Consider the following 24,865-nt stretch of genomic DNA (forward strand, 5'->3'; position numbering starts at 1 on the left):
AGGCTAGCCAGCGCCGACGACACCGGCGCACCGGAGCCGTGGCGTCTGACTAGCCTGGGCGCCATGGCGGCCAAGCGGGCGGAACGACTGGTGAACCTGGTCATCGCCCTGCTCAGCACCCGGCAGTTCGTCACCGCGGCCCGGATCCGCGCCACCGTCCCCGGCTACGAGGCCGACGACGGCTCCGAGCGCGCCGACGAGGCCTTCAAGCGGATGTTCGAGCGGGACAAGGCCGAGCTGCGCGAGATGGGCGTCCCGCTGGAGACCGGGCGCACCAGCGTCTTCGACACCGAGGACGGCTACCGCATCGCCCGCGCGGACTACGAGCTGCCCGAGATCCACCTCACCGGTGAGGAGGCCGCCGCCGTCGGGCTGGCGCTGCGGCTGTGGGAGTCCGCCCAGCTGGCCGGCCCCGCGCACAGCGCCCTGGTCAAGCTCAAGGCCGCGGGCATCGACGTGGACAGCTCCCGCGCCATCCCGCTGCAACCCCGCCTGGACGCCGGCGAGCCGGCGTTCGAGCCCTGCTACGCCGCCGCCCGCGACCGCCGCCAGCTCGAGTTCGGCTACCAGCGGCCCGACGAGGACACCCCGGCACGCCGCCGTGTCCAGCCGTGGGGCGTCGTCGCCTGGCACGGCCGCTGGTACCTCGTCGGGCAGGACCTCGACCGGCGGGCGCCCCGCGTCTTCCGCCTCTCCCGCGTCGTCGGGGCGCCGAAGGCCACCGGCCCGGCGAACGCCTTCGAGCCGCCGGAGGGCCTGGACCTCAGCGAGGTGGTCGCCGGTCAGGTGACCGGTGAGGAGCAGCTCGTGGTCGTCCGCGCCCGTCCGGGCACGGCCATCGGGCTGCGCCGGCACGCCACCCCGCTCGGCCCGGCCGAGGACGGTGACGACCGGCTCCAGCTGCGCACCACCGAGCCCGGCAGCCTCGCCGACCAGCTCGCCGCCTACGGCGCCGACGTCCTCGTCGAGGCGCCCGGCGAGATGCGCGAGGCCGTCATCGCGCGCCTGACCCGGCTGGCCGCCATGGCGACGCCGGCATGACCGCCACCGGCACGACCGACCGCATGACCCGCCTGCTCGCGCTGGTCCCCTACCTGACCGCCCGCGCGGACGGCGTCCGGGTGGCCGAGGCCGCCCGCGACTTCGGGGTCACCGAGCGCCAGCTGCGCAGCGACCTCGAGCTGCTCTGGATGTGCGGCCTGCCCGGGTACGGCCCCGGCGACCTCATCGACCTCTCGTTCGAGGGCGACCGGGTCCGCGTCACCTTCCCGGCCGGCATGGTCCGGCCGCTGCGCCTGACCACCGACGAGGCCGTCGCGCTCGTCGTCGCCCTGAAGACCCTGCTGGAGCTGCCCGGCCTCGCCGAGCGGGACGCCGTCAGCCGTGCGCTGGCCAAGGTCTCGGCCGCTGCCGGCCACGCCGCCGAAGGCGTCACGCCCGTCGCCGTGAGCGTCGACGCGCGGGAGGAGGCGCTCGCCGTCGTCCGCGACGGCCTGGAGCGCAAGCGCGCCCTGCACCTGCACTACTACGTGCCCACCCGCGACGAGCGGACCGAGCGGACCGTCGACCCCATGCGCCTGCTCCTGGTCGACGGGAAGTGGTACCTCGAGGCGTGGTGCCGCCGGTCCGAGGGCGTGCGGCTGTTCCGGCTCGACCGGGTCGACGACGTCGTCGTCCTCGACGAGCGGGCCGCACCGCCCCCGGAGGCGCACGAGCGGGACGTCGACAACGGCGTCTACCAGCCCGACCCGGACTCGCCGGCGGTCCGCCTGCGGCTCTCCCGGGGCGCACGCTGGGTGGCCGACTACTACCCGGTCGACTCGGTGCAGCCGGTCGAGGACCCGCCCGGTGGCCTCGCGGTGACGGTCCGCACGCAGGACCTGGCCTGGGCGCGCCGGCTGGTCGCCTCGCTCGGCGGTGAGGCGCTGGTGGACGAGCCGGCCGATCTCGCCACCCAGGTCGCCGCCGACGCGCGTGCCGCGCTGGCCCGCTACGGGGTCGGGCCCACCGGCTAGGGTCGCCGCGTGCTGTTCTGGATCCTGCTGGCCGCCGCGGTGGTGCTCGCGCTGCTCGTGCTGGGCGTCGTGGCCTACGGCGTGCTGGGCGCGTTCGGCCGGCTGAACCGGGAGCTCGCGGCCGCGGAGCGCGACGCCCGCCCCCTGCTGGAGCAGGTCCAGGCGACGGTGGACCGGGCGGGGGCAACCGCGCGGGGCCCGGGATCCGAACGCCCTTCGGCGTAGCATTCCCCGGAGACCCACACCCCTGGAGGACCAGTGAATCTCGGCCCGCTGGAGATCGGCCTAATCATCCTGGCGATCCTGCTGCTGTTCGGCTACAAGAAGCTGCCCGACGCCTCGCGCTCCCTCGGCCGCTCGCTGCGGATCTTCAAGGGCGAGATGAAGGGCATGAAGGACGACGACGTGCGCGGCAAGGACGCCGCCCGGACGACCGTTCGCGGCGAGATCGTGCCGCCCACCCCGGCCGACAGCGACCTGACCGCCCAGCTGCACGAGGAGGCCCGCGTCGCCGAGGCGCGCGCCGCGGAGCTGCGCGCCCGCGCCGAGCAGTCCCGCGCGGCCGACGGCACCCGCTGACCCACCCCGTACCAGGCAGGACGACGGTGAGCGGTCCGCGGCTGCGTCGGCGCCGCGCACCCCGCGACGCCGAGGCGACCATGTCGCTGGTGGCCCACCTCACCGAGCTGCGCAACCGCATCGCCAAGGCGCTGCTGGCGCTCCTGGTCGCCACGGCGGTCGCGTTCTGGTGGTACGAGCACGGTCTCGGTGACTTCATCCGCGCTCCCTACTGCGGCCTGGACCCCGACCTCCGCTTCCCGCAGGACGACGGCCCCTGCGGCCTGCTGATCACCGATGTCTTCGGCGGCGTCTTCATCCGGCTCAAGGTCGCGTTCCTGGCCGGCGCGGTGCTCTCGGCGCCGGTCTGGCTGTACCAGCTCTGGGCGTTCATCACGCCCGGCCTCAAGCGCAACGAGAAGCGGTACGGCCTCACGTTCGTCGCCGTCTCCACGCTGCTGTTCGCGCTCGGGGCTCTCCTGGCCTACATCTCGCTGTCGGCCGGCCTCGAGCTCCTGCTGAGCCTGGCGGGGGACGGCGTCGTCGTCGCCCTGACCGCGCAGGACTACATCGGCTTCGTGCTGGCGCTGCTCGTGGCGTTCGGCGTCAGCTTCGAGGTGCCGCTGATCGCGATCGCGCTGAACCTCGTCGGCGTCCTCAGCTACGAGGTGCTGCGCAGGAGCCGGCGCTGGATCTTCTTCCTCACCATCGTGTTCGCCGCGTTCGTGACGCCCACCCAGGACCCGTTCACCATGCTGCTCATGGCCGGGCCGATGATCCTGCTGTTCGAGCTGGCCATCCAGATCGCCCGCGTCGTGGACCGGCGCCGGGCCAGGCGCGAGGCGCTCGAGCACTTCCACGACCTCGACGACGACGAGGCCTCCCCGCTCGACGCGCGGCCGTCGTCGCTGGACGACGCCCCGTCGCCCACCCCCCGATGACACGGCCCCGATGACGGCGGACGTCGCCCTCCTCGTCAGCCCGTCGGCGGGCCGTGGCCGTGGCACCGCGCTGGCCGCGGGCGTCCTCGCCGCGTTCCGCGACGCGGGCTTCACCCCGGAGGTGCTGCCGGCCACCAGCGGTGCCGACGGCGAGCAGCTCGCCGCGAAGGCCGTCGCCGCCGGGACCCGGGCAGTGGTGGCCGTCGGCGGGGACGGCACCGTGCACGCCGCCCTGCAGGCCGTCGCCGGGAGGGCGACGCCGCTGGGGATGGTCCCGGCCGGAACGGGCAACGACCTGGTTCGGGCACTGGGCGGACCGGACGAGCCGGTCGCCGCGGCCCGCGCCGCCGCGGAGGACCTCGCGGCCGGCACCAGCCGGGCCGTCGATGCCGGCCGCACCGGCGACCGGTGGTGGGCGACGGTCCTCTGCTGCGGGTTCGACTCTGCGGTGAGCGACCGCGCCAACCGGCTGCGCTGGCCCCGGGGACGCCGTCGCTACGACGTCGCCGTCCTGGCCGAGCTGGCCCGCCTCCGGCCGCGCGAGCTCACGCTCGTGCTCGACGGGGAGTCGCAGACGCTGCCGATCACGCTGGTCGCCGTCGGCAACACCGCCTGGTACGGCGGCGGGCTGAAGGTCTGCCCGGGCGCCGACCCGTCGGACGGCCTCTTCGACGTCACCGTGGTCGGCGCCTCCACGCGCCTCGAGCTGATGCGCACCAAGCCGCGGCTGACCACCGGCACGCACGTCGACCACCCGTCGGTGTCGGTGTTCCGCGCATCCCGGGTGGAGCTGTCGAGCCCGGGCGTCACCACCTACGCCGACGGCGAGCCGGTCGCCCCGCTGCCCGCGGTCGCCGAGTGCGTCCCGGGCGCGCTGCACGTGGTGGGCACCGGGCGCTGAGCCCGACCGCCGGGAGGTCCCTACTGTGGGGGGCATGTCCAGCCCCGCTGAGCGTTACGCGGCTGCGCGGCGGCGGACCGCGCACCCCACGCTGTCGGACTTCACCGCCGAGCTGGGTTTCTCCCTCGACCCGTTCCAGGTCGAGGCGTGCGAGGCGCTCGACGAGGGCTCGGGCGTGCTGGTCTGCGCGCCGACCGGGGCCGGCAAGACCGTCGTCGGCGAGTTCGCCATCCACAAGGCGCTGTCGGAGGGCCGCAAGGCGTTCTACACGACGCCGATCAAGGCGCTGTCCAACCAGAAGTACGCCGATCTGGTCGAGCGCTACGGCGCCGACACCGTCGGCCTGCTGACCGGCGACAACGCGGTCAACGGGAACGCGCCCGTGGTGGTCATGACCACCGAGGTGCTGCGCAACATGCTCTACGCCGACTCCCCGGCGATCGAGGGCCTCGGGTACGTGGTCATGGACGAGGTGCACTACCTCGCCGACCGCTTCCGGGGCGCGGTCTGGGAGGAGGTGATCATCCACCTCCCGGAGTGGGTCACCCTCGTCTCGCTCTCGGCGACGGTGAGCAACGCCGAGGAGTTCGGCGACTGGCTGGTCACCGTCCGCGGCCACACGAAGGTCGTCGTCAGCGAGGTGCGCCCGGTGCCGCTCTGGCAGCACATGCTGGTCGGCAACCGGGTGTTCGACCTGTTCGCCCTGCGCCCGGCGGCCCACGCGGGCGAGCTGGGCGAGAACCCGCGCGAGCTGTCCACCCGCGAGCGCGGGTCGTCGGTCGTCGACCCGGAGCTGGTCCGCTACGTCCGCGAGCACGAGCGCCGGATCGACAGCTGGCACGGCGGCAACGGCGGTTCCCGCCGCGACTCCTGGAACAAGCCGCGGTACCGCGCGCCGTCGCGCCCCGACGTCATCAGCCGGCTGGACGCCGCCGGGCTGCTGCCGGCGATCACCTTCGTGTTCAGCCGCAACGGCTGCGACGCCGCCGTGCACCAGTGCCTGCTGTCCGGGCTGCGTCTCACCGACGAGGCGGAGCGGGCCGAGATCGCGGAGATCATCGACCGGCGCACCGGCTCGCTGCCGGAGGAGGACCTGCACGTCCTCGGCTTCTGGGAGTGGCGGGAGGGCCTGCTCGCCGGCATCGCCGCCCACCACGCGGGGCTCGTCCCGGCGTTCAAGGAGACCGTCGAGGAGTGCTTCGTCCGCGGCCTCGTGAAGGCCGTGTTCGCCACCGAGACCCTGGCCCTGGGCATCAACATGCCCGCGCGCAGCGTCGTCCTCGAGCGGCTGGTGAAGTGGAACGGCGAGGCGCACGTCGACGTGACGCCGGGGGAGTACACCCAGCTGACCGGCCGGGCCGGGCGTCGCGGCATCGACGTCGAGGGCCACGCCGTCGTGATCTGGGCGCCGGGCATGGACCCCTCGGTGGTCGCCGGGCTCGCCAGCACCCGCACGTACCCGCTCAAGTCCTCGTTCCGGCCGAGCTACAACATGGCCGTCAACCTGGTCGGCTCCTTCGGCCGGGCCAGGGCACGGGAGCTGCTCGCGTCGTCGTTCGCCCAGTTCCAGGCAGACCGGTCGGTCGTGGGCCTGGCCCGGGCGGCTGCCCGGCACGAGCAGGAGGCCGAGCGGTTCGCGAGGGAGATGCACTCCGACCGCGGCGACGTCGGCGCGTACGCCCAGCTCCGGCGGGAGATCTCCGACCGCGAGAAGGAGCTGTCCCGCGACTCGCAGGCCAAGCGGCGCATCGAGGCGGCCGACGCCCTCGCCGCGCTGCGCCCGGGTGACGTGATCCGGGTGCCCAGCGGCCGGCGCCAGGGACTGGCCGTCGTCATCGACGCCGGGATCACCGACCTCGCCGATCCCCGTCCGCTGGTCGTGACCGAGGACAAGTGGGCCGGCCGGCTGGGCTCGGTCGACTTCCCGACGCCGGTCACCGCACTGGCCCGCGTCAAGGTCCCGAAGAACTTCAACCACCGCAGCCCGCACGCCCGCCGCGACCTCGCGTCGACGCTGCGCAACGCCCGCGTCGAGAACGAGCTGGGTGCCCGCCGGGTGAAGAACCGCTCGGCGGCCGCCGACGACCCGGTGCTGGCCGACCTGCGGCAGGCGCTGCGCAAGCACCCCGTGCACCAGCTGCCCGACCGCGAGGAGCGGGTGCGGGTCGCCGAGCGGTGGCTGCGCGCCGTGCGCGAGGCCGACGCGCTGCAGAGGAAGATGTCCGACCGCACGGGGTCGCTGACCCGCCAGTTCGACGCGACCTGCGACGTCCTGGAGGAGCTGGGCTACCTGGTGCCGGAGGTCGCCCCGCTCGTGCCCGCCGACACCGAGGTGCTCGGGGCCGCGGACGACGTCCCGGTGGTCACCGACGACGGACGGCGGCTGGCGCGGATCTGGTCGGAGGCCGACCTGCTGGTCGCCGAGTGCCTGCGCTCGGGTGCGTGGCGCGGCCTCAACCCCGCGGAGCTGGCCGCGGCGGCCTCGACGGTGGTCTTCGAGGCCCGGCGCGACAACCCGTCGCTGCCCGCCGTCCCGGCCGGCAAGGTGGCGGCCGCCATCGGCGAGATGCGGCGCATCCGGTCACGCCTGCAGGACGTCGAGGCCGACCACGGCGTCCGGGTCACCCGCGACCTCGACCTCGGCTTCGCGTGGGCCGCCTACCGCTGGGCCGACGGCCAGAGCCTCGACCGCGTCCTGGCCGGCGCCGAGCAGGCGGGGACGGAGCTGTCCGGCGGCGACTTCGTCCGCTGGACGCGGCAGCTGGTCGACCTGCTCGACCAGCTGGCCAAGGTCGCCGAGGAGCCGGTGGCCGCCGTGGCCCGCGCCGCGGTCGGGCGGGTGCGCCGCGGCGTCGTCGCGGTGGCGGTCGGGGGCTGACCGGCGTTTCGCCGCCGGCCGCGCGGGCCGGTCGTAGGGCAGAATTCGCACCCCGCGGCCGGTGGCCGCGGGAGGACGCCGGACCGGGGAGCCACGAATGACCAACCCGCCGCAGGGCAGCGACGAGCCCGGCCGCGCGCCGGGAGCGGCCGGCGACGCCGACCGGCAGCCGACCCAGCCGGTGCCGTCCTACGAGCGCCCGCAGGAGCCCGGCCCGTCCTACGGCCCACCGGCGCAGCAGCCCTACGGCCAGCAGCCGTACGGCCAGCCCTCGGACGCCCCTCCGCCGTACGGCCAGCAGCCGCAGTACGGGCAGCCCCAGCAGCCGCCGTCCCAGCCCTACGGGGCACCCCAGTACGGCCAGCAGCAGTACGGCCAGCAGCAGTACGGCCAGCAGCAGTACGGCCAGCAGCCCTACGGCCAGTACGGCCAGCCGCCGCTCGGGCAGCAGCCCTACGGCCAGCCGGCGGCCGCTCCGTCGACGTCGCGCGTCGGCCTGATCGCCGGGGTCACGGCCGGGCTGCTCGTGCTCATCGCCCTGGTCGTCGTCCTGGTGATGACGATGTCCTCGACCGTGCTCGACCGCAACGCGGTGCAGCGCGACGTCGCCACGCAGTTCGAGGAGCGCGAGGGCGTCGCCGTCGAGCTGAGCTGCGACGACGAGATGAAGGTCGAGGCGGGCGCGACCTACACGTGCACGGGGACGACGGCGGACGGCGAGGACGTGACCCTCGAGATCGCGGTCACCGACGAGGACACCGCCGCCTACACCTGGACCGAGCCCTGATCCTCAGCTGAGCTGCCAGCCCAGGGCCGCGCCCAGCCGCCGGACGCTGTTCTCGATGCCGTGCCGCTCGGCGAGCTCGGCCAGCGCGTCCGGGTCGGCAGGGGAGCGGGGGAGCGTCCCCTCGACCGGTGGCAGGTCGATGGTCCGGGCCACGGCGACGACGACCGGCGCTGCGTCGAGGTAGCCGGCGGCCGCGTGCATCTTCTTCAGGACCGCGGCGGTCAGCGGTGGCTTCGGGACGACGGTCCGCTGCACGGCCGTCCGGATGCCGGCGAGGTCGCCGAACTCGTTGATCAGCGCCGCCGCCGTCTTGGCGCCGACGCCGGCCACGCCCGGCAGCCCGTCGCTCGGGTCGCCGCGCAGGACCGCGAAGTCGGCGTAGGCGCGGCCGGGGATCCCGTACTTGGCGGCCACCGCCGCCTCGTCGACGAACTCGATGTCGGTGATGCCGCGGGCGGTGTAGAGGATGCGGATGCCCCGGGCGTCGTCGACGAGCTGGAAGAGGTCGCGGTCACCGGTGACGACGTCGACCGGGCCGCGGGCCCGGGTGGCGAGGGTGCCGATGACGTCGTCGGCCTCGTAGCCGGGGGCACCGACGCGGTCGATGCCGGCGGCGGCGAGCACGTCGACGAGCACCGGCACCTGGGGGCTGAGCTCGTCGGGCACTTCCTCGCCGCCCTCGGGGGCGACCCGGTGCGCCTTGTAGGAGGGCAGCGCCTCGACGCGGAAGGCCGGCCGCCAGTCGTCGTCCCAGCAGGCCACGAGCCGGTCGGGGCCGTGCGTCGTCAGCAGCCGGGCGGTCATGTCGAGGAAACCGCGGACGGCGTTGATCGGCCGGCCGTCCGGCGTCGTCACGCTGGTGGGGACGCCGTAGAAGGCCCGGAAGTAGAGGCTGGCGGCATCCAGCAGCATCGTCGTCACGATGGCGGACGGTAGCGGTCCGGCAACGATTGCGGAGATCGTCGTCCTGCCTGGTTAGTCTGCGCCCGTGGGAACCGCGACTGCACCGGCCGGAACCGGCCCCCTGGTGACGATCGACCGGGTGCACGCCGCCCGCGAGATCGCCGGCGAGCTGGGGCTGGACCTGCTCGTGTTCACGCCGGGTTCCGACCTGCGCTACCTGGTCGGCTACAACGCCCACCCGCTGGAACGGCTGACGGCGCTCGCGGTGCCCGCGCGGGGAGAGGCGTTCCTCGTCGTCCCGCGCCTGGAGGCGCCGATGGTCTCGGCGAGCCCGGCCGGGGGCCTGGGCCTCGACGTCCTCGCCTGGGACGAGACCGACGACCCGTTCGCCCTGCTGGCCGCCGCCGCGGGGGCGCGCCTGGGCGGTGCTCCCTCCCGCGTGGGCGTGGGCGCCCGCAGCTGGGCCGAGCACGCGCTCGGCGTCCAGCGCGCGGTCCCCGGCTCGGCCCTGGAGCTGGCCACGCCCGTCGTCGACCGGCTCCGGATGGTGAAGTCCGCCGCGGAGATCGAGGAGCTGACGATCGCCGGCGCCGCCATCGACCGGGTGCACGCCCGCATGGGGGAGTGGCTCCGCGTGGGCCGCACCGAGGCGCAGGTCGGTGCCGACATCGCGGCGGCCATCCTGGAGGAGGGCCACGTCAGCGTCGACTTCGTCATCGTCGGCTCCGGTCCGAACGGCGCCAGCCCGCACCACGAGCTCTCCGACCGGACCATCGGGGCCGGCGACGTCGTCGTCGTCGACCTGGGCGGAGGGACGCCGACCGGCTACCGCTCGGACTGCACCCGCACCTACGTCGTCGGCGGCGCGGCTGCTCCCGACGTCACCGAGTGGTACGGCGTGCTGCAGGCGGCGCAGCGGGCGGCCACGGACGCGGTGCGTCCCGGTGTGACGGCGGAGTCGATCGACGCCGCGGCGCGGACCGTCATCGCCGACGCCGGCTGGGGCGAGCACTTCATCCACCGCACCGGCCACGGCATCGGGCTGGACACCCACGAGGCGCCCTACGTCGTCGAGGGCAACGACATCCCGCTGGTGCCGGGGATGGCGTTCTCGGTGGAGCCGGGCATCTACCTGGCGGGCCGCTGCGGCGCCCGCATCGAGGACATCGTCGTCTGCACCGAGGACGGCGTCCGAGTGCTGAACCACGGTCCCCGTGAGCTCGTCGAACTCCCCGGCTGAGCCGGGGGCGGCGGTCGACGTCGACCGCGCGCTCCTCGCCGCGCTGGCCCGTGACGGCCGGGCCAGCTACACCGAGCTCGCCGAGAAGGTCGGTCTGTCGGTGTCGGCGGTGCACCAGCGAGTGCGCCGGCTCGAGCAGCGAGGGCTGGTCACCGGGTACCGGGCCACCCTCGACGCCAGGGCGCTCGGCCTCCCGCTGACGGCCTTCGTCTCCATCACGCCCATCGACGTCGCCCAGCCCGACGACGCCCCGGCGCGGCTGGCACACCTCTCCGAGATCGAGGAGTGCCACTCGGTCGCCGGGGTGGAGAGCTACATCCTCAAGGTGCGGGTGGCCTCGCCCGACGCGCTGGAGCACCTGCTGCAGGACATCCGGGCGGCCGCGAACGTCACGACGCGGACGACGGTCGTCCTCTCCACCTTCTACGAGGACCGTCCACCGATCTGATGGCCGCACGCTCCTGGTTCTGGACCAACCGGGTGGCCAACCCGGTGCTGCGCCGCGTGCTGCGGACGCCGCTCGGGCGGGGCCTCGGCCGGTCGCTGGCGGTGGTCCGGTACACGGGCCGGCGGACGGCCACCCCGCACGAGCTGGTCTGCCAGTACGTGCGGGACGGCGACCGGGTGTGGATCCTCGTCGGGCAGGCCGAGCGGAAGACGTGGTGGCGGAACCTGCGGTCACCCTCGCCGGTCGACCTGTGGCTGGCCGGCCGGCATCTCCCGGGGTCGGCGGTCGCCGTCGTGGGGGCCGAGGACCCGGGAGAGTGCGGCCGCGGGCTGGCCGTCTACGGCGCGGCCGGTACGTCGCCCGCCGAGGCCGTCATGGTGCGGGTGGACCTGCCCGCGTCCTGACTGGACATCGGTTCGAACATGTGTTCGCATGGTGGGCATGCGATGGGACGCGCAGCGGCTCGACCTCGACGAGCCCACGACGCTGCCCGGCATGCCGAGCATCCGCGGTCTCCTGCGAAGCGTGCAGGTGCCGGAGTTCCCGGGGCTGACCTTCCACGAGGTCCGCGCGAAGAGCGCCCTGAATCATGTTCCCGGAGAATCGGCGATGCCATTCCCGTACACGATCAATCCTTATCGCGGCTGCAGCCATCAATGTGTTTATTGCTTTGCTAGGAAAACGCATGAATGGCTGGAATTGGATTCCGGCAGGGACTTCGACACCCAGGTGGTCGTGAAGACGAATCTGGTCGAGGTCCTCCGCCGCGAGCTGGCCCGACCGTCGTGGACGCGTGAGCACGTCGCGTTGGGCACCAACACCGATCCGTACCAGCGGGCCGAGGGCCGGTACACGCTGATGCCCGGGGTCATCGCCGCCCTGGCCGACTCCGGAACGCCGTTCTCGATCTTGACGAAAGGCACCCTGCTCCGCAGGGACGTCCCGCTGCTCGTGGAGGCCGCCCGTCAGGTCCCGCTCGGCCTCGGGATCTCGATGGCCATCTGGGACGACGAGTTGCACGCCGGCCTGGAGCCCGGGGTCCCGAGCCCGCGGGCGCGGCTGGACCTCGTGAAGGCGCTGGCTGACTCGGGGCTCCCCTGCGGAGTCTTCCTCGCTCCGGTGCTGCCCGGCCTCACCGACGACGTGGCGAGCCTGGACTCCGCCCTGGCGGCGATCGCGGCCGCCGGCGCCCACGGGGTCACCGTCATCCCGTTGCACCTGCGCCCCGGCGCCCGCGAGTGGTTCATGGACTGGCTGTCTCGCGAGCACCCGGAGCTCGTGCCGCGCTACCAACAGCTCTACGCCCGCCGTGCCTACGTGCCCGCCGAGTACCGCACCTGGCTGGCCCGGAGGGTGGCGCCCCTCCTGGCGCAGCACGGGCTGGACCGGCAGAGCGGTGGAACCGCCCGCAAGGCGGTGGATGCGTCCGGGGTCCCCGGCGACCCGGAGGTGGGCTTCCCGGAGGGCAGCCTGCCGACCGGCGGCATGCCCGGCGTGCGCCCCAAGGCCCAGCTAGACCCTCGGACCCCGGTGGGCGAGGCCTCGGCCTGCGGCGAGCAGCTCTCACTGATCTGACGGAGCTGCGCCGGCAGGCCCGGTTCAGGGACACCAGAAGTGTCATATCTCGTACGTATGTTCGGTTCGTGCCCACCGCCGAGCTCGCGCGCAGCCCTATCGAGGGCGCGCTGGTCGGATTGCTGCTCGACCAGCCTCCGGGGGTGTCCCGGCTGCCGGTGGCGCTGCTGTCCGACGTGGAGAAGGCCGCCGAGCTCCAGCGGCTCCAGGCCCGGAAGGCGATGGACGCCGCGTACGAGGCCGAGCTGCTGATGGCGCTCGCGGCCGATCGCCCGGACGCCGACGACCCGCCGCCGGGTCACCCCGGTGCGCGGCGGCGGGGCGCGGGGTCGCCGGTGCCCGGGACGAGCGAGTTCCTGCCCGACGAAGTGGCGTTGGTGCTGAACTGCTCGCGCAGGTTCGCTGCGGGTGTCCTCGCGGACGCCTACGAGCTTGTCGAACGGATGCCTGCGGTGCAGGCGGCGTGTGCCGCGGGTGAGCTGGACTGGTGGCGGGCGCGGGTGTTCACCGATGTGCTGGGACCGGCCTCGGACGAGGTGGTCGCGGCCGTGGTGCCCGCGGTGCTGCCGGAGGCGGCTGGTCTGTCGTCGGGGCGGCTGCGGCGCCGGTTGGTCGCCGCGGCGGTGGCAGCGGACGAGGAGTTCGCCGAGCGACGGCGGATGGAGGCCGAGCGGCGGGCCGAGGTACGCACTCGGCCGACCCAGGACGGGATGTCGGTGCTGACCAGCGAGCTGCCCTCGCCGGTCGCGGCAGCGATGTGGTCGGCGATCGACCAGGCCGCGCAGCTGGCCCTGACCGCGGGCGACGACCGGCCGATCGGGGTGCTCCGGGCTGAGGCGCACGCGGCGATGGTGCTGCGGCCGGGCGGAGGCTCGGGCCCGCGATTCACCGGTTCGGTCACGGTGCTCGCCCCGCTGGCCTCGCTCCGTCAGGGGTGCACCGGGCCTGTCGACCGGGACCTCGGTCCCACTGTCGACGGGGTCCCGATCACCGCCGCACACCTGCGGGAACTGCTCACCCAGCTCGGCGCTCTCGGCGTGCAGAGGCCGCCGGGCGGCACCGTGGAGGTGGCGCTGACCGAAGAGAGCGGCGCCCTCCTGGCGGTCGTGACCCCTGGCGAGCTGGCGCGCCTGGCCGTCCGTGCTTGCCCCACGCACGGCCGGGCCGCTGACTGCGGCTGCACGGTGCTGACCGCGCCTGCCGCCGTGGATCGGTACGAGCCGTCGGCAGCGCAGTTGCGGTTCCTCAGGATGCGGGACCGGACCTGCCGGCATCCCGGTTGCTCCCAGCCCGCTGGGCGCGCGGACGCCGACCACGTCGTCAGCTACGACTGCGGAGGTCGGACCGGCTGCGAGAACCTCTGCTGCCTGTGTCGCACGCACCACCGGCTGAAGACCTTCGCCCGCGACTGGCGCTTCGCGATGCTGGCCGACGGCACGCTGCAGGTGACCACGCCCTCGGGGATCACCCGTACCACGCGGCCACCGGGTCTGCGCGAGCCGGTCGAGCAACGCGCTCTGCCGGGGCCACCACTGCTCCGTGTGGAACCGCCGCCGTTCTGAACCGTCGACGACCCTCGGGCTGGCACGCTGCACCGCATGACGGCCCCTGCGGACAACTGCATGCTGTGCGTGCCCGCGATCGCCGACGAGCAGTTCCGGCGCGTCCGGCTCTGGGAGGACGAGCTGTGGCGGCTGTCCGCCGTGCTGCAGGGACCGGTGCCAGGGTTCGCCCACCTCGAGCCGAAGCGCCACATCCCGTTCATCACCGACCTCGACGGCCCCGAGGCGGCCACCTTCGGACCGGTGCTCGCCCGCGTCACCCGCGCTCTGCGCGACGCTGCCGGCGCGGAGAAGACCTACGCCTACGTGTTCGGCGACCGGGTGCCGCACCTGCACCTGAACCTCGCGCCGCACCGCGACGGCGACGCCCTGCGCGGCGGACCGGGACTGCTCGAGCCCGGCGCGGAACCTGCACCTCCGGAGGTGCACGAGCGGGTCGCCGTAGCCGCCCGGGACGCGATGGTCGGCTTCTCGACCTGACTCAGCCGGCCAGGCGGGCGGACCGACCCACCGCGCGCGCCGCCCGCACCACGCCCCGCGGCGAGACCGGGGGCGCACCGGCGGCCAGTGCCAGGCGGCGGTAGGAGTCGTAGGAGAGCTCGCGGTAGGCCACGGCCAGCTCCTCGGCCCACGCCTGGCGCGAGGGGGCCGCGGTCGCCCGCAGATGCTGCGCCGTGCGCCCCGCGTGCTTGGTGAACGTGGTCTGCAGCGCCTGGTTGGACAGCCGGCCACCGATGCGGGAATCCAGCCCGGGGCCTCGGCGCAGCGCCGGCAGCACCCATGGGCTCTCGGCCAGCGCCGGGAACCGCGAACGCACCGCCTCCCAGGCGTGCCAGGCGGTCAGCGCACCGGCGACGGACCACTCGCCGTCGTCGGTCGACACGAGCAGCCTCCGCCCGCTGGGCCGCACCTGGTCGCGGCGCAGTGACCGGAAGGTCGCGACCGGCGCCGGCCAGCCCAGCGCCAGCGCGCACCAGGCCACCGCGCGCAGGTGCTCGGGGTCCTCGGTGCGGATCTGCGTCAGAGGGCGGAGGTCCAGCTCCGGCGGATCCGGCTCCGGCGTCGCCACCCGCGGCAGCGCCACGCCGCCGTACCGCGCGACCTTGCTGTACAGCGCCACCGTCGCCGGCTTCCAGCCACGGGCCGCCGCCAACGGGTCCAGGCCGGTCTCCCCGAGCTGGTCGGGCCCCAACCCGAGCTCCAGGGCGGCCTCGGCGAGGCGCCGCCACTGGGCCTCGTACCCGGGCGGGGCGTCCAGCCGGCGCCAGGCGCGCGCCGGGGGAGGGGCCGGCATGTCGGGCAGCGGCTGCTGCCACCCACCTCGCATGGCGGAACACTACCGTTATCCCCAACAAACATGCCCCCCGATTTCGTCGTCACCTGCCGAAACAAGGGTCTCGGCGCCCTCCGGGCGCCAGGCCGGCAACCGCGGGACCCGTGGTCGTCGTCGGTACAGCACCACCCGGGGCGGGACCGAAGGTCCCGCTGAAGATCGGTCGACCACTTGGGGATAACGGATCGACGAAGGGCGTGCCCCGATGGGGTGGCTCCAGAGCCGTCGCCCGGCGGCGTCGCGCGGCGCTGGCGATCATGGGCACGTGCGAACGGTCGGCGTCGAAGAGGAGCTCCTGGTCGTCGACCCCACCGGACGGCCGGCGCCGCTCGGGCCCGACGCCCTGCAGGTGGCGTCCCGGCGCGGCGAGGGGGAGAGCCCGGAGGAGCACGAACGCGCCGAGCAGGAGGAGCCGGACGCCGGGAGCGCTGCCCACCTCATGCCGGAGCTCAAGGCGCAGCAGCTCGAGCTCGGTACCGCGGTGTGCACCGGGCTCGACGAGGTCGAGCGGGAGCTGCGCCACTGGCGGGCGCGGGCGCAGTCGGCCGCCGCGGCCACCGGCGCCTCCGTCGCCGCCCTGGCCACCTCACCGGTGCCGGTCGACCCCATCCCGACAGCCGGCGACCGCTACGCCCGCATGCTCGACACCTTCGGCCTGACCGCCCGCGAGATGCTCACCTGCGGCTGCCACGTGCACGTCTCGGTCGCCGACGACGACGAGGGCGTCGCCGTCCTCGACCGCATCCGCGTCTGGCTGCCGGTGCTCACCGCGCTCACCGCCAACTCGCCGTTCTGGCAGGGCGAGGACAGCGGCTACGCCAGCTTCCGCTCGCAGGCCTGGCACCGGTGGCCCTCGGCAGGACCCAACGAGGTCTTCGCCGACGCTTCCACGTACCACCGGCTCATCGACGAGGTGCTCGCGACCGGCACGGTCCTCGACACCGGGATGGTCTACTTCGACGCCCGGCTGTCGGCCAACTGGCCGACGGTCGAGGTCCGCACCGCCGACGTCGCGCTCCGCGTCGAGGACGCCGTCACGCTGGCCGGCCTGGTGCGCGGGCTGGTCGAGACCGCCGCCCGCGACGCCGCCCCTCCGCCCGACGTGCCCGCGGCGGTCCTGCGGGTCGCCGCCTGGCGGGCGGGCCGGTCGGGCCTCGGCGGAGACCTCGTGCACCCCGTCACCGGGCGACCGGCGCCGGCGGCCGACGTCGTCGGGGACCTCCTCGAGCACGTGCGCCCCGCCCTCGCCGACGCCGGGGACGAGCAGCTGGTGGCCGACGGCCTGGCCGCGCTGCTCCGCCGCGGCACCGGGGCGGACTTCCAGCGCCGCGTCCACGAGCAGACCGGTGACCTGGCGGCCGTCGTGCGCGCCGCGGTGGCGGTCACCGCCGGCCGGTCCGTCGACGCCGCCCAGGCAGCTCACAGCTCGACCGGCTAGATTCCGGCCATGTACACCGCGAGCTGGCGCGACGTCGTCCGCCGCGACCTGTTCGGACCGTCGCCCGATCCGCGCGACAAGCCCTACCGCTTCGTCGACCGCGCGGTCCTGCTGGTCTTCACGGCGTTCGGCTTCCGGTTCGACATCCGTGGCTCGGAGCACGTGCCCGTCAACGGCGGCGCGATCATCTCCAGCAACCACGTCAGCTTCTTCGACTTCATGTTCCTGGGGCTGGCCGCGCTGCCGCAGCACCGCATGGTCCGGTTCATGGCGAAGGCCGCCGTCTTCGGGCACTGGTTCGCCGGCCCGTTCATGCGGGCCATGCAGCACATCCCGGTCGACCGGAAGGCCGGCGCGGCCGCCTTCGAATCGGCGGTCCGTGCGCTCAAGGACGGAGAGGTCGTCGGCGTCTTCCCCGAGGCGACCATCAGCACCAGCTTCACGGTCAAGGACCTCAAGGCGGGTGCGGCGCGGATGGCCGTCGACGCCGGTGTGCCGATCATCCCCGCTGCGGTCTGGGGCGGGCAGCGGATCGCGACCAAGGGGCACAAGGTCCAGTGGCGGCGCGGTGTCCCGGTCACCGTGATCCTCGGCGAGCCGATCGTCGCGGAGCCGGGGGAGCGGCCGCAGGCCCTGCTCCGCCGGACGAAGGCCGCCATGGAGGCCCTGCTGGACGAGGCCCAGCGCAGCTACCCCGAGCAGCCCTCCGGGACCGACGACAGCTGGTGGCTGCCGGCCCACCTCGGCGGTACCGCTCCCACGCCCGAGGAGGCCGCGTCCTCCGACGCCGTCCGTGCCGCGGGCAAGGAGGTGACGGCCGCGCGGCCGCACCCCGCCAAGCGGCTCCTGACCCGGCTCCGCCGGCGCTGAGCGCGCCTCACTCCACGACGACCGGCGCCATCAACCGGAACGCCTCGAGCTCGACGTCGTACCACCGACGGAAGCGCCCGAGAGGTGCCATGCCCAGCCGCCCGCAGACCGCCATCGAAGCGCGGTTCCCGGGACGCACGACGGCGTAGACCTCGGGCACCCCCGCCGCGAACCCGCGGTCGATGACGGCACGGGCGGCCTCGGTCGCGTAGCCGTGGCCCCACGAGTCCGGGTGCAGGTGCCACCCGACCTCGACCTCGCCCACCCCGTTGGGCAGCGGCTTGAACAGCACCGTGTCGGACACCGACCCGTCGGCCTGCTGGATCGCCCAGCAGCCGTACCGCTCGTCGAGGGCGTGCACCGTGGCCCACCGCGCCACCAGCTCGTCCGGCGGGACCGACGGCGTACCGCCGACCCAGCGGATGATCTCCTCGCGGGAGTAGATCTCGGTGAGCCGGGCCAGGTCGGCCGCCGACGTCGTCCACGGCCGCAGCCGCAGCCGGTCGGTGCGCACCAGCACCTGCTCCGTCGCCCCCACGGGGCGTGCCTACCCCGCCCGGTGGGCGCCGGACACCCTCCGGATCAGACCTGCAGGTCGGCCACCGACGCGGCGCGGGACTCCGCCGCCCGCCGCTCCGCGGTGACCGGGTCGTGCTCCCGCTCGGCCCACCAGCGCTGCCCGCTCTCCGGCAGCGTGCTGATCGGGTCGTAGTAGGTGTAGCGCCGGTCCAGCGCCGCCTCGTCGCCCAGCTCGATACCGGTCCGGTAGTTCTTGGTCCAGTAGCTGATGCCGCGCTCGCGGTCGTACTCCGCGACCTGGTGCACCCAGCGCTTCCCGACGTAGGGCACGTCGCAGACGATCCGCGGCGTCGCGAAGCCGGGCAGGTAGCCCATGAGGTCGTGCTGCAGGGTCTGCGCCTCGGCCAGCGACACCCGCCAGTGCTCGGCGCTGGGGATCATGTCGCACATGTAGAAGTAGTACGGCGTGATCGACGCGCCGTCCTGGAGCGCGAAGCACAGGTCGAGCAGCTGACCCGCGGTCGCGTTGACCCCCTTCAGCAGGACGCCCTGGTTGCGCACGTCGCGCACGCCCGCGGCCAGCATGGCCGTGGCCGCCTCCGCGACGAGCGGGGTCACCTGCTGGGCAGCGTTGACGTGGGTGTGGATCGCCAGGGAGACGCCGCGCTCGCGGGCGGTCCGGGCCAGCCGGCCCATGCCCTCGACGACGTCGTCCTGGAGCCAGTGCTGGGGCAGGCCCATGAGCGCCTTGGACGCCAGCCGGATGTCGCGGACCGACTCGATCTCCAGCAGCCCGGCGACGAACGCCTCGAGGTTCTTGAACGGCAGGTTGGCGACGTCGCCGCCGGACACCACGACGTCCCGGACGCCGGGGGTGCGGCGCAGGTAGTCGAGCATCCGGCCCTGGCGGTCGACCGGCTTGAGCTCGAACTTCAGCTTGGGGACGGCGGGCGTCGAGTTGCCCACCAGGTCCATCCGGGTGCAGTGGCCGCAGTACTGGGGGCAGGTCGACAGCAGCTCGGCGAGCACCTTGGTGGGGTAGCGGTGGGTCAGTCCCTCGACCGCCCACATCTCGTGCTCGTGCAGCGAGTCGCGGGCCGCGTACGGGTGGCTGGCCGCGGGCCCGGGCAGCCGGTCGGAGGCGACGGGCAGCATGTAGCGCCGCACCGGGTCGGCCAGCATCGCGGCGGTCGTCGGAACCTCGCCGGGCACCATCGTGTTGAGCATCTGCGGCGGCAGGAGCAGCGACATCGTCGCCCGCCCCACCTGGTCGGCCTCGACGTCGGCGTAGAACGACTCGTCCAGCAGGTCGCCGTAGACGCCGCGGAGCTGGCGGAGGTTCTTCACGCAGTTGACGCGCTGCCACTGGGCGCTGCGCCACTGCTCCTCGGAGACGTCGGCGAAGCCGGGCAGCCGGCGCCAGTCGGGCTCGACGAGCTCGCGTGCGACGTACTCGTAGGGCTGTTCGAGCACGGTGCCACCTCCTCAGGTCTCCGCAACACGGGTGAGCCTACGGGAGAATCTTCGGTCGAACGTGCCCGACGCGATAGGTTCTTCTGCATCGAACGGGTGAGGCGGGAGAGTCGAGTGGGTGGATCGGTCGAGCGGGCCCTCGGGGTGCACCGCGTCCTGGAACCGCGCGGCGCCCTGCCGCAGGCGGCGCTGCGGCTCGACGCCGATCCGGCGATCGGCCCGGACGAGGTGCGCATCGCCGTCGAGCGGCTGAACCTCGACGCCGCCTCCTTCCGCCAGCTGTCGGAGTCCTGCGGCGGCGACGGCGCCGCGGTGCGCGCCGCCGTCCTGGAGATCGTCACGACCCGGGGCAAGATGCAGAACCCGGTGACCGGCTCCGGCGGCATGCTGATCGGCGTGGTCGACGCCGTCGGCCCCGAGTCGCCCCTGGGCCTCGCCGTCGGGCAGCGGGTCGCCACCCTGGTCTCGCTCACCCTCACCCCGCTGCGCATCACCGACGGGCTCGCGGACTGGGACGGGCGCAGCGAGCAGGTGCCGGCGGAGGGGACGGCGATCCTGTTCGCCCGGTCGATCGCCGCCGTGCTGCCCGACGACCTGCCCGACCCCGTCTCCCTGGCTCTGCTGGACGTCTGCGGCGCGCCTGCCGCCACCGCCCGGGTGGTCGAGCGCACCGGCGCCCGGTCGCTGGTGGTCCTGGGCGCCGCCGGGAAGTCCGGCTGCCTGTCGCTCGCGGCGGCCCGCGAGGCGGGTGCCGTGGACCTGACCGGCCTGGTCCGCGACGAGCGGGAGGCGGCCGCGCTCCGGGCCGCCGGCCTGGCCGACCGGGTCGTGATCGCCGACGCCACCGATCCGCTCGCCGTGGCGGCCGCTGTCGGCACCCCGGCCGACGTCACCGTGGTCTGCGTCGACGTCCCCGCTGCCGAACACGGCGCCGTCCTCGCGACGGCGCAGGGGGGCACCGTGGTCTTCTTCTCCATGGCCACGTCCTTCCCGGCGGCGGCCCTGGGCGCGGAGGGGATGGCGGCGGACGTGACGATGCTGGTGGGGAACGGCTACACGCCGGGGCACGCGGCACTGGCGTTGGACCTGTACCGACGGACGCCCGGCGTCCGCGCGCTGGTCGACCCGCGCGTCGAGGCATGAGCCTCCTGCTGACCGACGTCACCGTCGGCGACCGCCCCGGCCGGGCCGTGCACCTGGTGGACGGCCGGATCACCTGGCTCGGCGACGCCGCCGACGCGCCGGCCGCCGACCGGACGATCGCGGGCGAGGGGGCGCTGCTCACCCCGGCGTTCGTCGACGGGCACGTGCACGCCACCGCGACCGGCCTGGCGCTGACCGGCCTCGACCTCCACTCGAGCTCGAGCGTTGCCGACGCGGTGGCCGCCCTGCGCGCCCACGTCGACCGGACGCCCGACGGCATCGTGCTGGGCACCGGGTGGGACGAGACCGGCTGGCCGGACGGGCGTGGCCTGACCCGGCACGATCTCGACGCCGTCGTAGGGGACCGCCCGGCGTACCTCGCGCGGGTCGACGTCCACTCCGCCACGGTGTCGACGGCACTGCTCGACCGGATCCCGGGCATCACCGCGCTGCCCGGCTACGACGCCGACGGTCAGCTGCGGGTCGACGCCCACCACGCCGCCCGCCAAGCGGCCTACGGGGCGGTGGACGACGCCCAGCGCCGCGCCGCCCAGCGGGCCACCCTCGCCACCGCGGCGGGCCTGGGCATCGGCTCCCTGCACGAGATGGCGGGCCCCGAGGTCTCCAGCGCCGACGACCTCGTCGGCCTGCTCGCCCTGGCCGGGGAGCACCCGGGCCCCCGGGTCCTCGGCTACTGGGGGGAGCTCGCCGAGCGCGGGGGGCTGGACCTGGTCCGCGAGCTCGGGCTCGCCGGGGCCGGCGGCGACCTGTTCTGCGACGGGGCGTTCGGCTCGCACACCGCGGCGCTGGGCAACGGGCCCTACACCGACCGCCCCGAGACCTCCGGCAACCTGCGCTTCGCGACGGGTCAGCTGGTCCACCACGTCCGCGCCTGCACGGAGGCCTCGATCCAGGCCGGGTTCCACGTCATCGGCGACGCGGCCGTCGCGCAGGTGATCGCCGCGGTCGAGGCCGTCGCCGCCGACCTGGGGCGAGACGCCGTCCGCGCCTGCCGGCACCGGCTCGAGCACGTCGAGATGATCGACGGCCCCGACATCGAGCGGATGCGCGACCTGGGCATGGTGGCCAGCGTGCAGCCGGCGTTCGACGCCGCCTGGGGCGGCGACGCCGGGATGTACGCCGAGCGGCTGGGCGTCGCGCGGGCCCTGGCGACCAATCCGTTCGCCGACCTCGCGGACGCGGGGGTGGCCCTCGCGCTGGGGAGCGACGCGCCGGTCACCCCGCTCGACCCGTGGGGCAGCGTGCACGCCGCCATCGACCACCGGACGCCCGGCTCCGGGCTGCGGCCCTTCGACGCGTTCGACGCCCACACCCACGGCGGCTGGCACGCCGCCCGGGCGGAGCACCCCACCGGCCCCCTCGGCATCGGCGCGCCGGCGGACCTGGCCCTCTGGGAGACGCCGCAGACCCTCTCGGCAGTCCTGTCCGAACGCGGGCGGCCGGCCTGCCGCCTGCTGGTCGTCGGAGGAGAACCCGTATGACGCACCTCGACCTCGACCCGGTCCTCGTGGCCCGCGCCCGGGAGCTGGCCGCGCGGGCGGCGCAACCCGTCGTCGACCTCGCGCACCGGCACACCACGGTCTCTGTGGAGCGCGCCGTCCTGCGGCTGGCCGGGCTCACCGGTACCGACCCGGTGACGGGGGAGGGGAGGCTGGAGGACCGGGTGCCCTGGGCCAACCGCGTCGTCGACGCCGTCCGCGACCAGGTCGGCCTGGAGTCCGGCGTGGCCCTGCCGGTGTGGCACGCCCTCGCCTCCGGTGGGACGCTGCAGTCCCTCGCCGAGGAGGTCGGCGCCGGGACGGCGCGCTTCGCGATCCCGACCGGCGCGGACGCCGAGCAGGCCCGCGCGGCGGCACGCGACGCGGCGGCGCAGGGGATCGCGCGGATCGACGCCAACCGCCGGCGCCGCGAGGAGCTCGTCGCGCTGCACGGCGACCCCCCGCGCCGGCCGTGGATCTACCTGATCGTGGCCACCGGCGACATCCACGAGGACATCCCGCAGGCCCAGGCGGCGGCGCGGGCCGGCGCCGACGTCATCGCCGTCATCCGCTCCACCGGCCAGTCGCTGCTCGACTACGTGCCCGAGGGCGCCACGCGGACCGGGTACGCCGGCACCTACGCGACGCAGGAGAACTTCCGGCTGATGCGGGCCGCACTGGACGACGTGAGCGCCGAGCTCGGCCGCTACGTGCGGCTCACCAACTACGCAAGCGGCCTCTGCATGCCGGAGATCGCCGTCCTGGCCGGGCTCGAGCGGCTGGACATGATGCTCAACGACGCGATGTACGGGATCCTCTTCCGCGACATCAACCCTCGGCGCACCTTCGTCGACCAGCGGTTCAGCCGGATGGTGCACGCCCGCGCCGGGATCATCATCAACACCGGCGAGGACAACTACCTCACCACCGCCGACGCCGTCGACGAGGCGCACACGGTCACCGTGAGCCAGCTGCTGAACGAGACGCTGGCCAAGGAGGCAGGCCTCGAGGACTGGCAGCTGGGCCTCGGGCACGCCTTCGAGATCCAGCCCGAGCGCGAGGAGTCCTTCCGGCTCGAGCTGGCGCACGCACTGCTGGCCCGCAACCTCTTCCCCGACGCGCCGCTGAAGTGGATGCCGCCGACCAAGCACATGACCGGCGACGTGTTCCGCGGCTACCTGCTCGACGGCTTCTTCAACCTGGCCGGCGCCCTCACCGGCCAGGGCATCCTGCTGGTCGGGATGATGACCGAGGCCGTCGTCACGCCGTGGCTCTCCGATCGGGACCTGGCCCTGCGCAACGTCCGCTACGTGCTGAACTCCGCGGGCAACCTCGCCGAGGACTTCGCCCCGCCGAAGGGCGGTTTCATCGACCGCCGGGCCGACACGGTGCTGCGCGAGGCCGTGGACCTGCTCGGCCGGATCGCCGACCACCCCGAGGGCCTCATCCAGGCGATCGCCGACGGGACGTTCGGCATCACGAAGCGCCCGGCCGACGGCGGCAAGGGCCTCGACGGCGTCGTCGCGACCGGCCCCGACGCCTACAACCCGGCCCTGGACCTCCTGGAGCGCGTCCATGCCTGACGGAACCGTGATCCGCCCCTACGGCGACACCACGGGCGACGGGATGGTGCAGACGTCGTTCACGCTGCCCGTGCCGATGGGCCCGAAGGCCGAGGGCGCGGCGCTGCAGCTGGCCGACAAGATGGGTATCGAGCCGGCGATGGTGGTGCACAGCCACGCGATCGACGCCGGCTACACCTTCTTCGTCGTCTACGGCAGCGTGAAGCACCTGGTCGACCTCGACGCCGTCGTGGTCGAGGAGCGCGCCTACCCGCTCCTGTCTTCCTCGGAGATCAACGGCGCCATCCGCAGCGGGCTCAACCGGAAGATGGTCGTGCTCGGCGCGTGCATCGGCACCGACGCCCACACCGTCGGCATCGACGCGATCCTCAACGTCAAGGGCTTCGCGGGGGAGAAGGGCCTGGAGTACCTGCGGGAGATGGCCGTGACGAATCTCGGCGCGCAGGTCACGGTGCCCGAGCTCGTCGCGAAGGCCCGGGCCGCCCGCGCCGACGCCGTCCTCGTCTCGCAGGTGGTCACCCAGAAGGACGCCCACCTGCGCAACACCCGCGAGCTCGCCGCCGCCTTCCGCGAGGCGATGGGGGAGCGGCGCCCCCTGCTGGTCGTCGGCGGCCCCCGCTTCGACCCCTCGATGGCCGCCGACCTCGGCGTCGACAAGGTCTTCGGCCGGGGCACGACGCCCGGTGAGGTCGCCAGCTACCTCGTCCACGCACTGATCAAGGAGACGCCCGCATGACCGAGCCGGATCCCCGCACCGGCCTGACCGTCACCCACCGCCGGTACGTCCCGTACGCGCACGCCCACTACGGCGGTGCGCTCGTCGACGGGGCCTACACATTGGGTCTGTTCGGCGACGTCGCCACCGAGGTCGCCATCGTGATGGACGGCGACGAGGGCCTGCTGGCCGGCTACTCGGAGGTGCGCTTCCTCGGGCCGGTGCGGGCCGGGGACGTGCTCGAGGCCAGCTGCGAGGTCATCCGGATCGGGCGGCGCAGCCGGGAGCTGCGGTGCACGGCCCGGGTGGTGGCCCGCGCCGAGCCGGAGCGCGGCGCCTCGGCCGCGCGCGTGCTCGACGAGCCGCTGACCGTCGTCGAGGCGACCGCCACGCTGGTCGTCCCGGGCTCTTGACGCGCCGATAACGTTTCAGCCACAGTAGCTCCCGCAGTCACCGTATGTACGCGTGTGAGCGCGCGCAGTTC

The 24,865-nt window shown here is 74.3% G+C and carries 25 protein-coding genes; 21 read left to right on the forward strand and 4 right to left on the reverse strand.

Features of this window, described 5'->3' with window-relative positions; translation table 11 throughout:
- Positions 1–63 precede the first annotated feature (63 nt).
- The 8 genes from DCS98_RS13025 to DCS98_RS13060 all read left to right on the forward strand — a co-directional run bounded on the left by DCS98_RS13025 (position 64) and on the right by DCS98_RS13060 (position 8,080).
- Positions 64–1,041, forward strand: coding sequence for a helix-turn-helix transcriptional regulator (locus tag DCS98_RS13025; protein WP_116451787.1), 978 nt, complete (start codon positions 64–66; stop codon positions 1,039–1,041).
- Entirely contained in the window at positions 1,038–2,015 is a 978-nt protein-coding gene (locus DCS98_RS13030; protein ID WP_116451788.1) for a helix-turn-helix transcriptional regulator, read from the forward strand. The genes DCS98_RS13025 and DCS98_RS13030 overlap by 4 nt, the downstream gene beginning before the upstream one ends.
- Positions 2,016–2,024: 9 nt before the next feature.
- Positions 2,025–2,240, forward strand: coding sequence for a hypothetical protein (locus tag DCS98_RS13035; RefSeq protein WP_116451789.1), 216 nt, complete (start codon positions 2,025–2,027; stop codon positions 2,238–2,240).
- A 33-nt stretch (positions 2,241–2,273) separates the two neighbouring features.
- Complete coding sequence (gene tatA / locus DCS98_RS13040; protein ID WP_116451790.1) at positions 2,274–2,594, forward strand: Sec-independent protein translocase subunit TatA; 321 nt, start codon at positions 2,274–2,276, stop codon at positions 2,592–2,594.
- A gap of 26 nt (positions 2,595–2,620) precedes the next feature.
- Positions 2,621–3,514, forward strand: coding sequence for a twin-arginine translocase subunit TatC (gene tatC, locus DCS98_RS13045; protein WP_241037854.1), 894 nt, complete (start codon positions 2,621–2,623; stop codon positions 3,512–3,514).
- Between the two features lie 10 nt (positions 3,515–3,524).
- Positions 3,525–4,415: a diacylglycerol/lipid kinase family protein gene (locus DCS98_RS13050; RefSeq protein WP_116451791.1), complete on the forward strand. Its 891-nt coding sequence runs from the start codon at positions 3,525–3,527 to the stop codon at positions 4,413–4,415.
- Positions 4,416–4,449: 34 nt separating this feature from the next.
- A complete protein-coding gene (locus DCS98_RS13055; RefSeq protein ID WP_116451792.1) occupies positions 4,450–7,293 on the forward strand; it encodes a DEAD/DEAH box helicase in 2,844 nt (947 codons plus the stop codon).
- Between the two features lie 97 nt (positions 7,294–7,390).
- Positions 7,391–8,080, forward strand: coding sequence for a DUF4333 domain-containing protein (locus DCS98_RS13060; protein ID WP_116451793.1), 690 nt, complete (start codon positions 7,391–7,393; stop codon positions 8,078–8,080).
- A 3-nt stretch (positions 8,081–8,083) separates the two neighbouring features.
- Here the strand turns inward: DCS98_RS13060 and DCS98_RS13065 are convergent, their stop codons facing one another.
- A complete protein-coding gene (locus DCS98_RS13065) occupies positions 8,084–8,992 on the reverse strand; it encodes a 5'-3' exonuclease (RefSeq protein WP_116451920.1) in 909 nt (302 codons plus the stop codon).
- Between the two features lie 76 nt (positions 8,993–9,068).
- On the opposite strand from DCS98_RS13065, the gene DCS98_RS13070 reads away from it, so the two are divergent.
- The 6 genes from DCS98_RS13070 (at position 9,069) to DCS98_RS13095 (ending at position 14,288) form a co-directional block, all read left to right on the forward strand.
- A complete protein-coding gene (locus DCS98_RS13070; RefSeq protein WP_241037863.1) occupies positions 9,069–10,223 on the forward strand; it encodes a M24 family metallopeptidase in 1,155 nt (384 codons plus the stop codon).
- Complete coding sequence (locus DCS98_RS13075) at positions 10,198–10,671, forward strand: Lrp/AsnC family transcriptional regulator (protein WP_116451795.1); 474 nt, start codon at positions 10,198–10,200, stop codon at positions 10,669–10,671. Before DCS98_RS13070 ends, DCS98_RS13075 begins: the two co-directional genes overlap by 26 nt.
- Positions 10,671–11,075 (forward strand): nitroreductase/quinone reductase family protein, encoded by a 405-nt coding sequence (locus DCS98_RS13080; protein ID WP_116451796.1) that lies wholly within the window; start codon positions 10,671–10,673, stop codon positions 11,073–11,075. The genes DCS98_RS13075 and DCS98_RS13080 overlap by 1 nt, the downstream gene beginning before the upstream one ends.
- Before the next feature lie 28 nt (positions 11,076–11,103).
- Positions 11,104–12,246 carry an Rv2578c family radical SAM protein gene (locus tag DCS98_RS13085; RefSeq protein ID WP_241037865.1) on the forward strand — a complete coding sequence of 381 codons (1,143 nt, stop codon included), beginning with the start codon at positions 11,104–11,106 and terminating at the stop codon, positions 12,244–12,246.
- 68 nt (positions 12,247–12,314) lie between these two features.
- The gene (locus tag DCS98_RS13090; protein ID WP_116451797.1) at positions 12,315–13,808 is read left to right on the forward strand and encodes an HNH endonuclease signature motif containing protein; all 1,494 of its coding nucleotides are present in this window, start codon (positions 12,315–12,317) and stop codon (positions 13,806–13,808) included.
- A gap of 36 nt (positions 13,809–13,844) precedes the next feature.
- Positions 13,845–14,288: an HIT family protein gene (locus tag DCS98_RS13095; protein WP_116451798.1), complete on the forward strand. Its 444-nt coding sequence runs from the start codon at positions 13,845–13,847 to the stop codon at positions 14,286–14,288.
- Between the two features lies 1 nt (position 14,289).
- On the opposite strand, the gene DCS98_RS13100 is transcribed toward DCS98_RS13095, so the two are convergent.
- Complete coding sequence (locus tag DCS98_RS13100; RefSeq protein WP_116451799.1) at positions 14,290–15,135, reverse strand: hypothetical protein; 846 nt, start codon at positions 15,133–15,135, stop codon at positions 14,290–14,292.
- A gap of 271 nt (positions 15,136–15,406) precedes the next feature.
- On the opposite strand from DCS98_RS13100, the gene DCS98_RS13105 reads away from it, so the two are divergent.
- Positions 15,407–16,579 carry a carboxylate-amine ligase gene (locus DCS98_RS13105; RefSeq protein ID WP_206340245.1) on the forward strand — a complete coding sequence of 391 codons (1,173 nt, stop codon included), beginning with the start codon at positions 15,407–15,409 and terminating at the stop codon, positions 16,577–16,579.
- Positions 16,580–16,588: 9 nt separating this feature from the next.
- On the forward strand, positions 16,589–17,449 hold the full coding sequence (locus tag DCS98_RS13110; RefSeq protein WP_116451801.1) for a lysophospholipid acyltransferase family protein: 861 nt from the start codon (positions 16,589–16,591) through the stop codon (positions 17,447–17,449).
- 7 nt (positions 17,450–17,456) lie between these two features.
- On the opposite strand, the gene DCS98_RS13115 is transcribed toward DCS98_RS13110, so the two are convergent.
- Complete coding sequence (locus DCS98_RS13115) at positions 17,457–17,987, reverse strand: GNAT family N-acetyltransferase (RefSeq protein ID WP_116451802.1); 531 nt, start codon at positions 17,985–17,987, stop codon at positions 17,457–17,459.
- Between the two features lie 44 nt (positions 17,988–18,031).
- Complete coding sequence (locus DCS98_RS13120; RefSeq protein ID WP_116451803.1) at positions 18,032–19,441, reverse strand: KamA family radical SAM protein; 1,410 nt, start codon at positions 19,439–19,441, stop codon at positions 18,032–18,034.
- A gap of 114 nt (positions 19,442–19,555) precedes the next feature.
- Here DCS98_RS13120 and kdd point away from each other — a divergent pair, with 114 nt between their 5' ends.
- Genes kdd through kal form a run of 5 tightly spaced genes read left to right on the forward strand, consistent with a single transcriptional unit; the run spans position 19,556 to position 24,794 of the window.
- Positions 19,556–20,584: an L-erythro-3,5-diaminohexanoate dehydrogenase gene (gene kdd / locus DCS98_RS13125; RefSeq protein WP_116451804.1), complete on the forward strand. Its 1,029-nt coding sequence runs from the start codon at positions 19,556–19,558 to the stop codon at positions 20,582–20,584.
- The gene (locus DCS98_RS13130; RefSeq protein WP_116451805.1) at positions 20,581–22,086 is read left to right on the forward strand and encodes an amidohydrolase; all 1,506 of its coding nucleotides are present in this window, start codon (positions 20,581–20,583) and stop codon (positions 22,084–22,086) included. Before kdd ends, DCS98_RS13130 begins: the two co-directional genes overlap by 4 nt.
- Positions 22,083–23,666, forward strand: coding sequence for a lysine 5,6-aminomutase subunit alpha (gene kamD, locus DCS98_RS13135; RefSeq protein ID WP_116451806.1), 1,584 nt, complete (start codon positions 22,083–22,085; stop codon positions 23,664–23,666). Before DCS98_RS13130 ends, kamD begins: the two co-directional genes overlap by 4 nt.
- Entirely contained in the window at positions 23,659–24,402 is a 744-nt protein-coding gene (gene kamE / locus DCS98_RS13140; protein WP_116451807.1) for a lysine 5,6-aminomutase subunit beta, read from the forward strand. Before kamD ends, kamE begins: the two co-directional genes overlap by 8 nt.
- On the forward strand, positions 24,399–24,794 hold the full coding sequence (gene kal / locus DCS98_RS13145; protein WP_116451808.1) for a 3-aminobutyryl-CoA ammonia lyase: 396 nt from the start codon (positions 24,399–24,401) through the stop codon (positions 24,792–24,794). The genes kamE and kal overlap by 4 nt, the downstream gene beginning before the upstream one ends.
- Positions 24,795–24,865 lie beyond the last annotated feature (71 nt).

The sequence above is a fragment of the Blastococcus litoris genome, assembly GCF_003075095.1.
Lineage (GTDB): Bacteria > Actinomycetota > Actinomycetes > Mycobacteriales > Geodermatophilaceae > Blastococcus_B > Blastococcus_B litoris.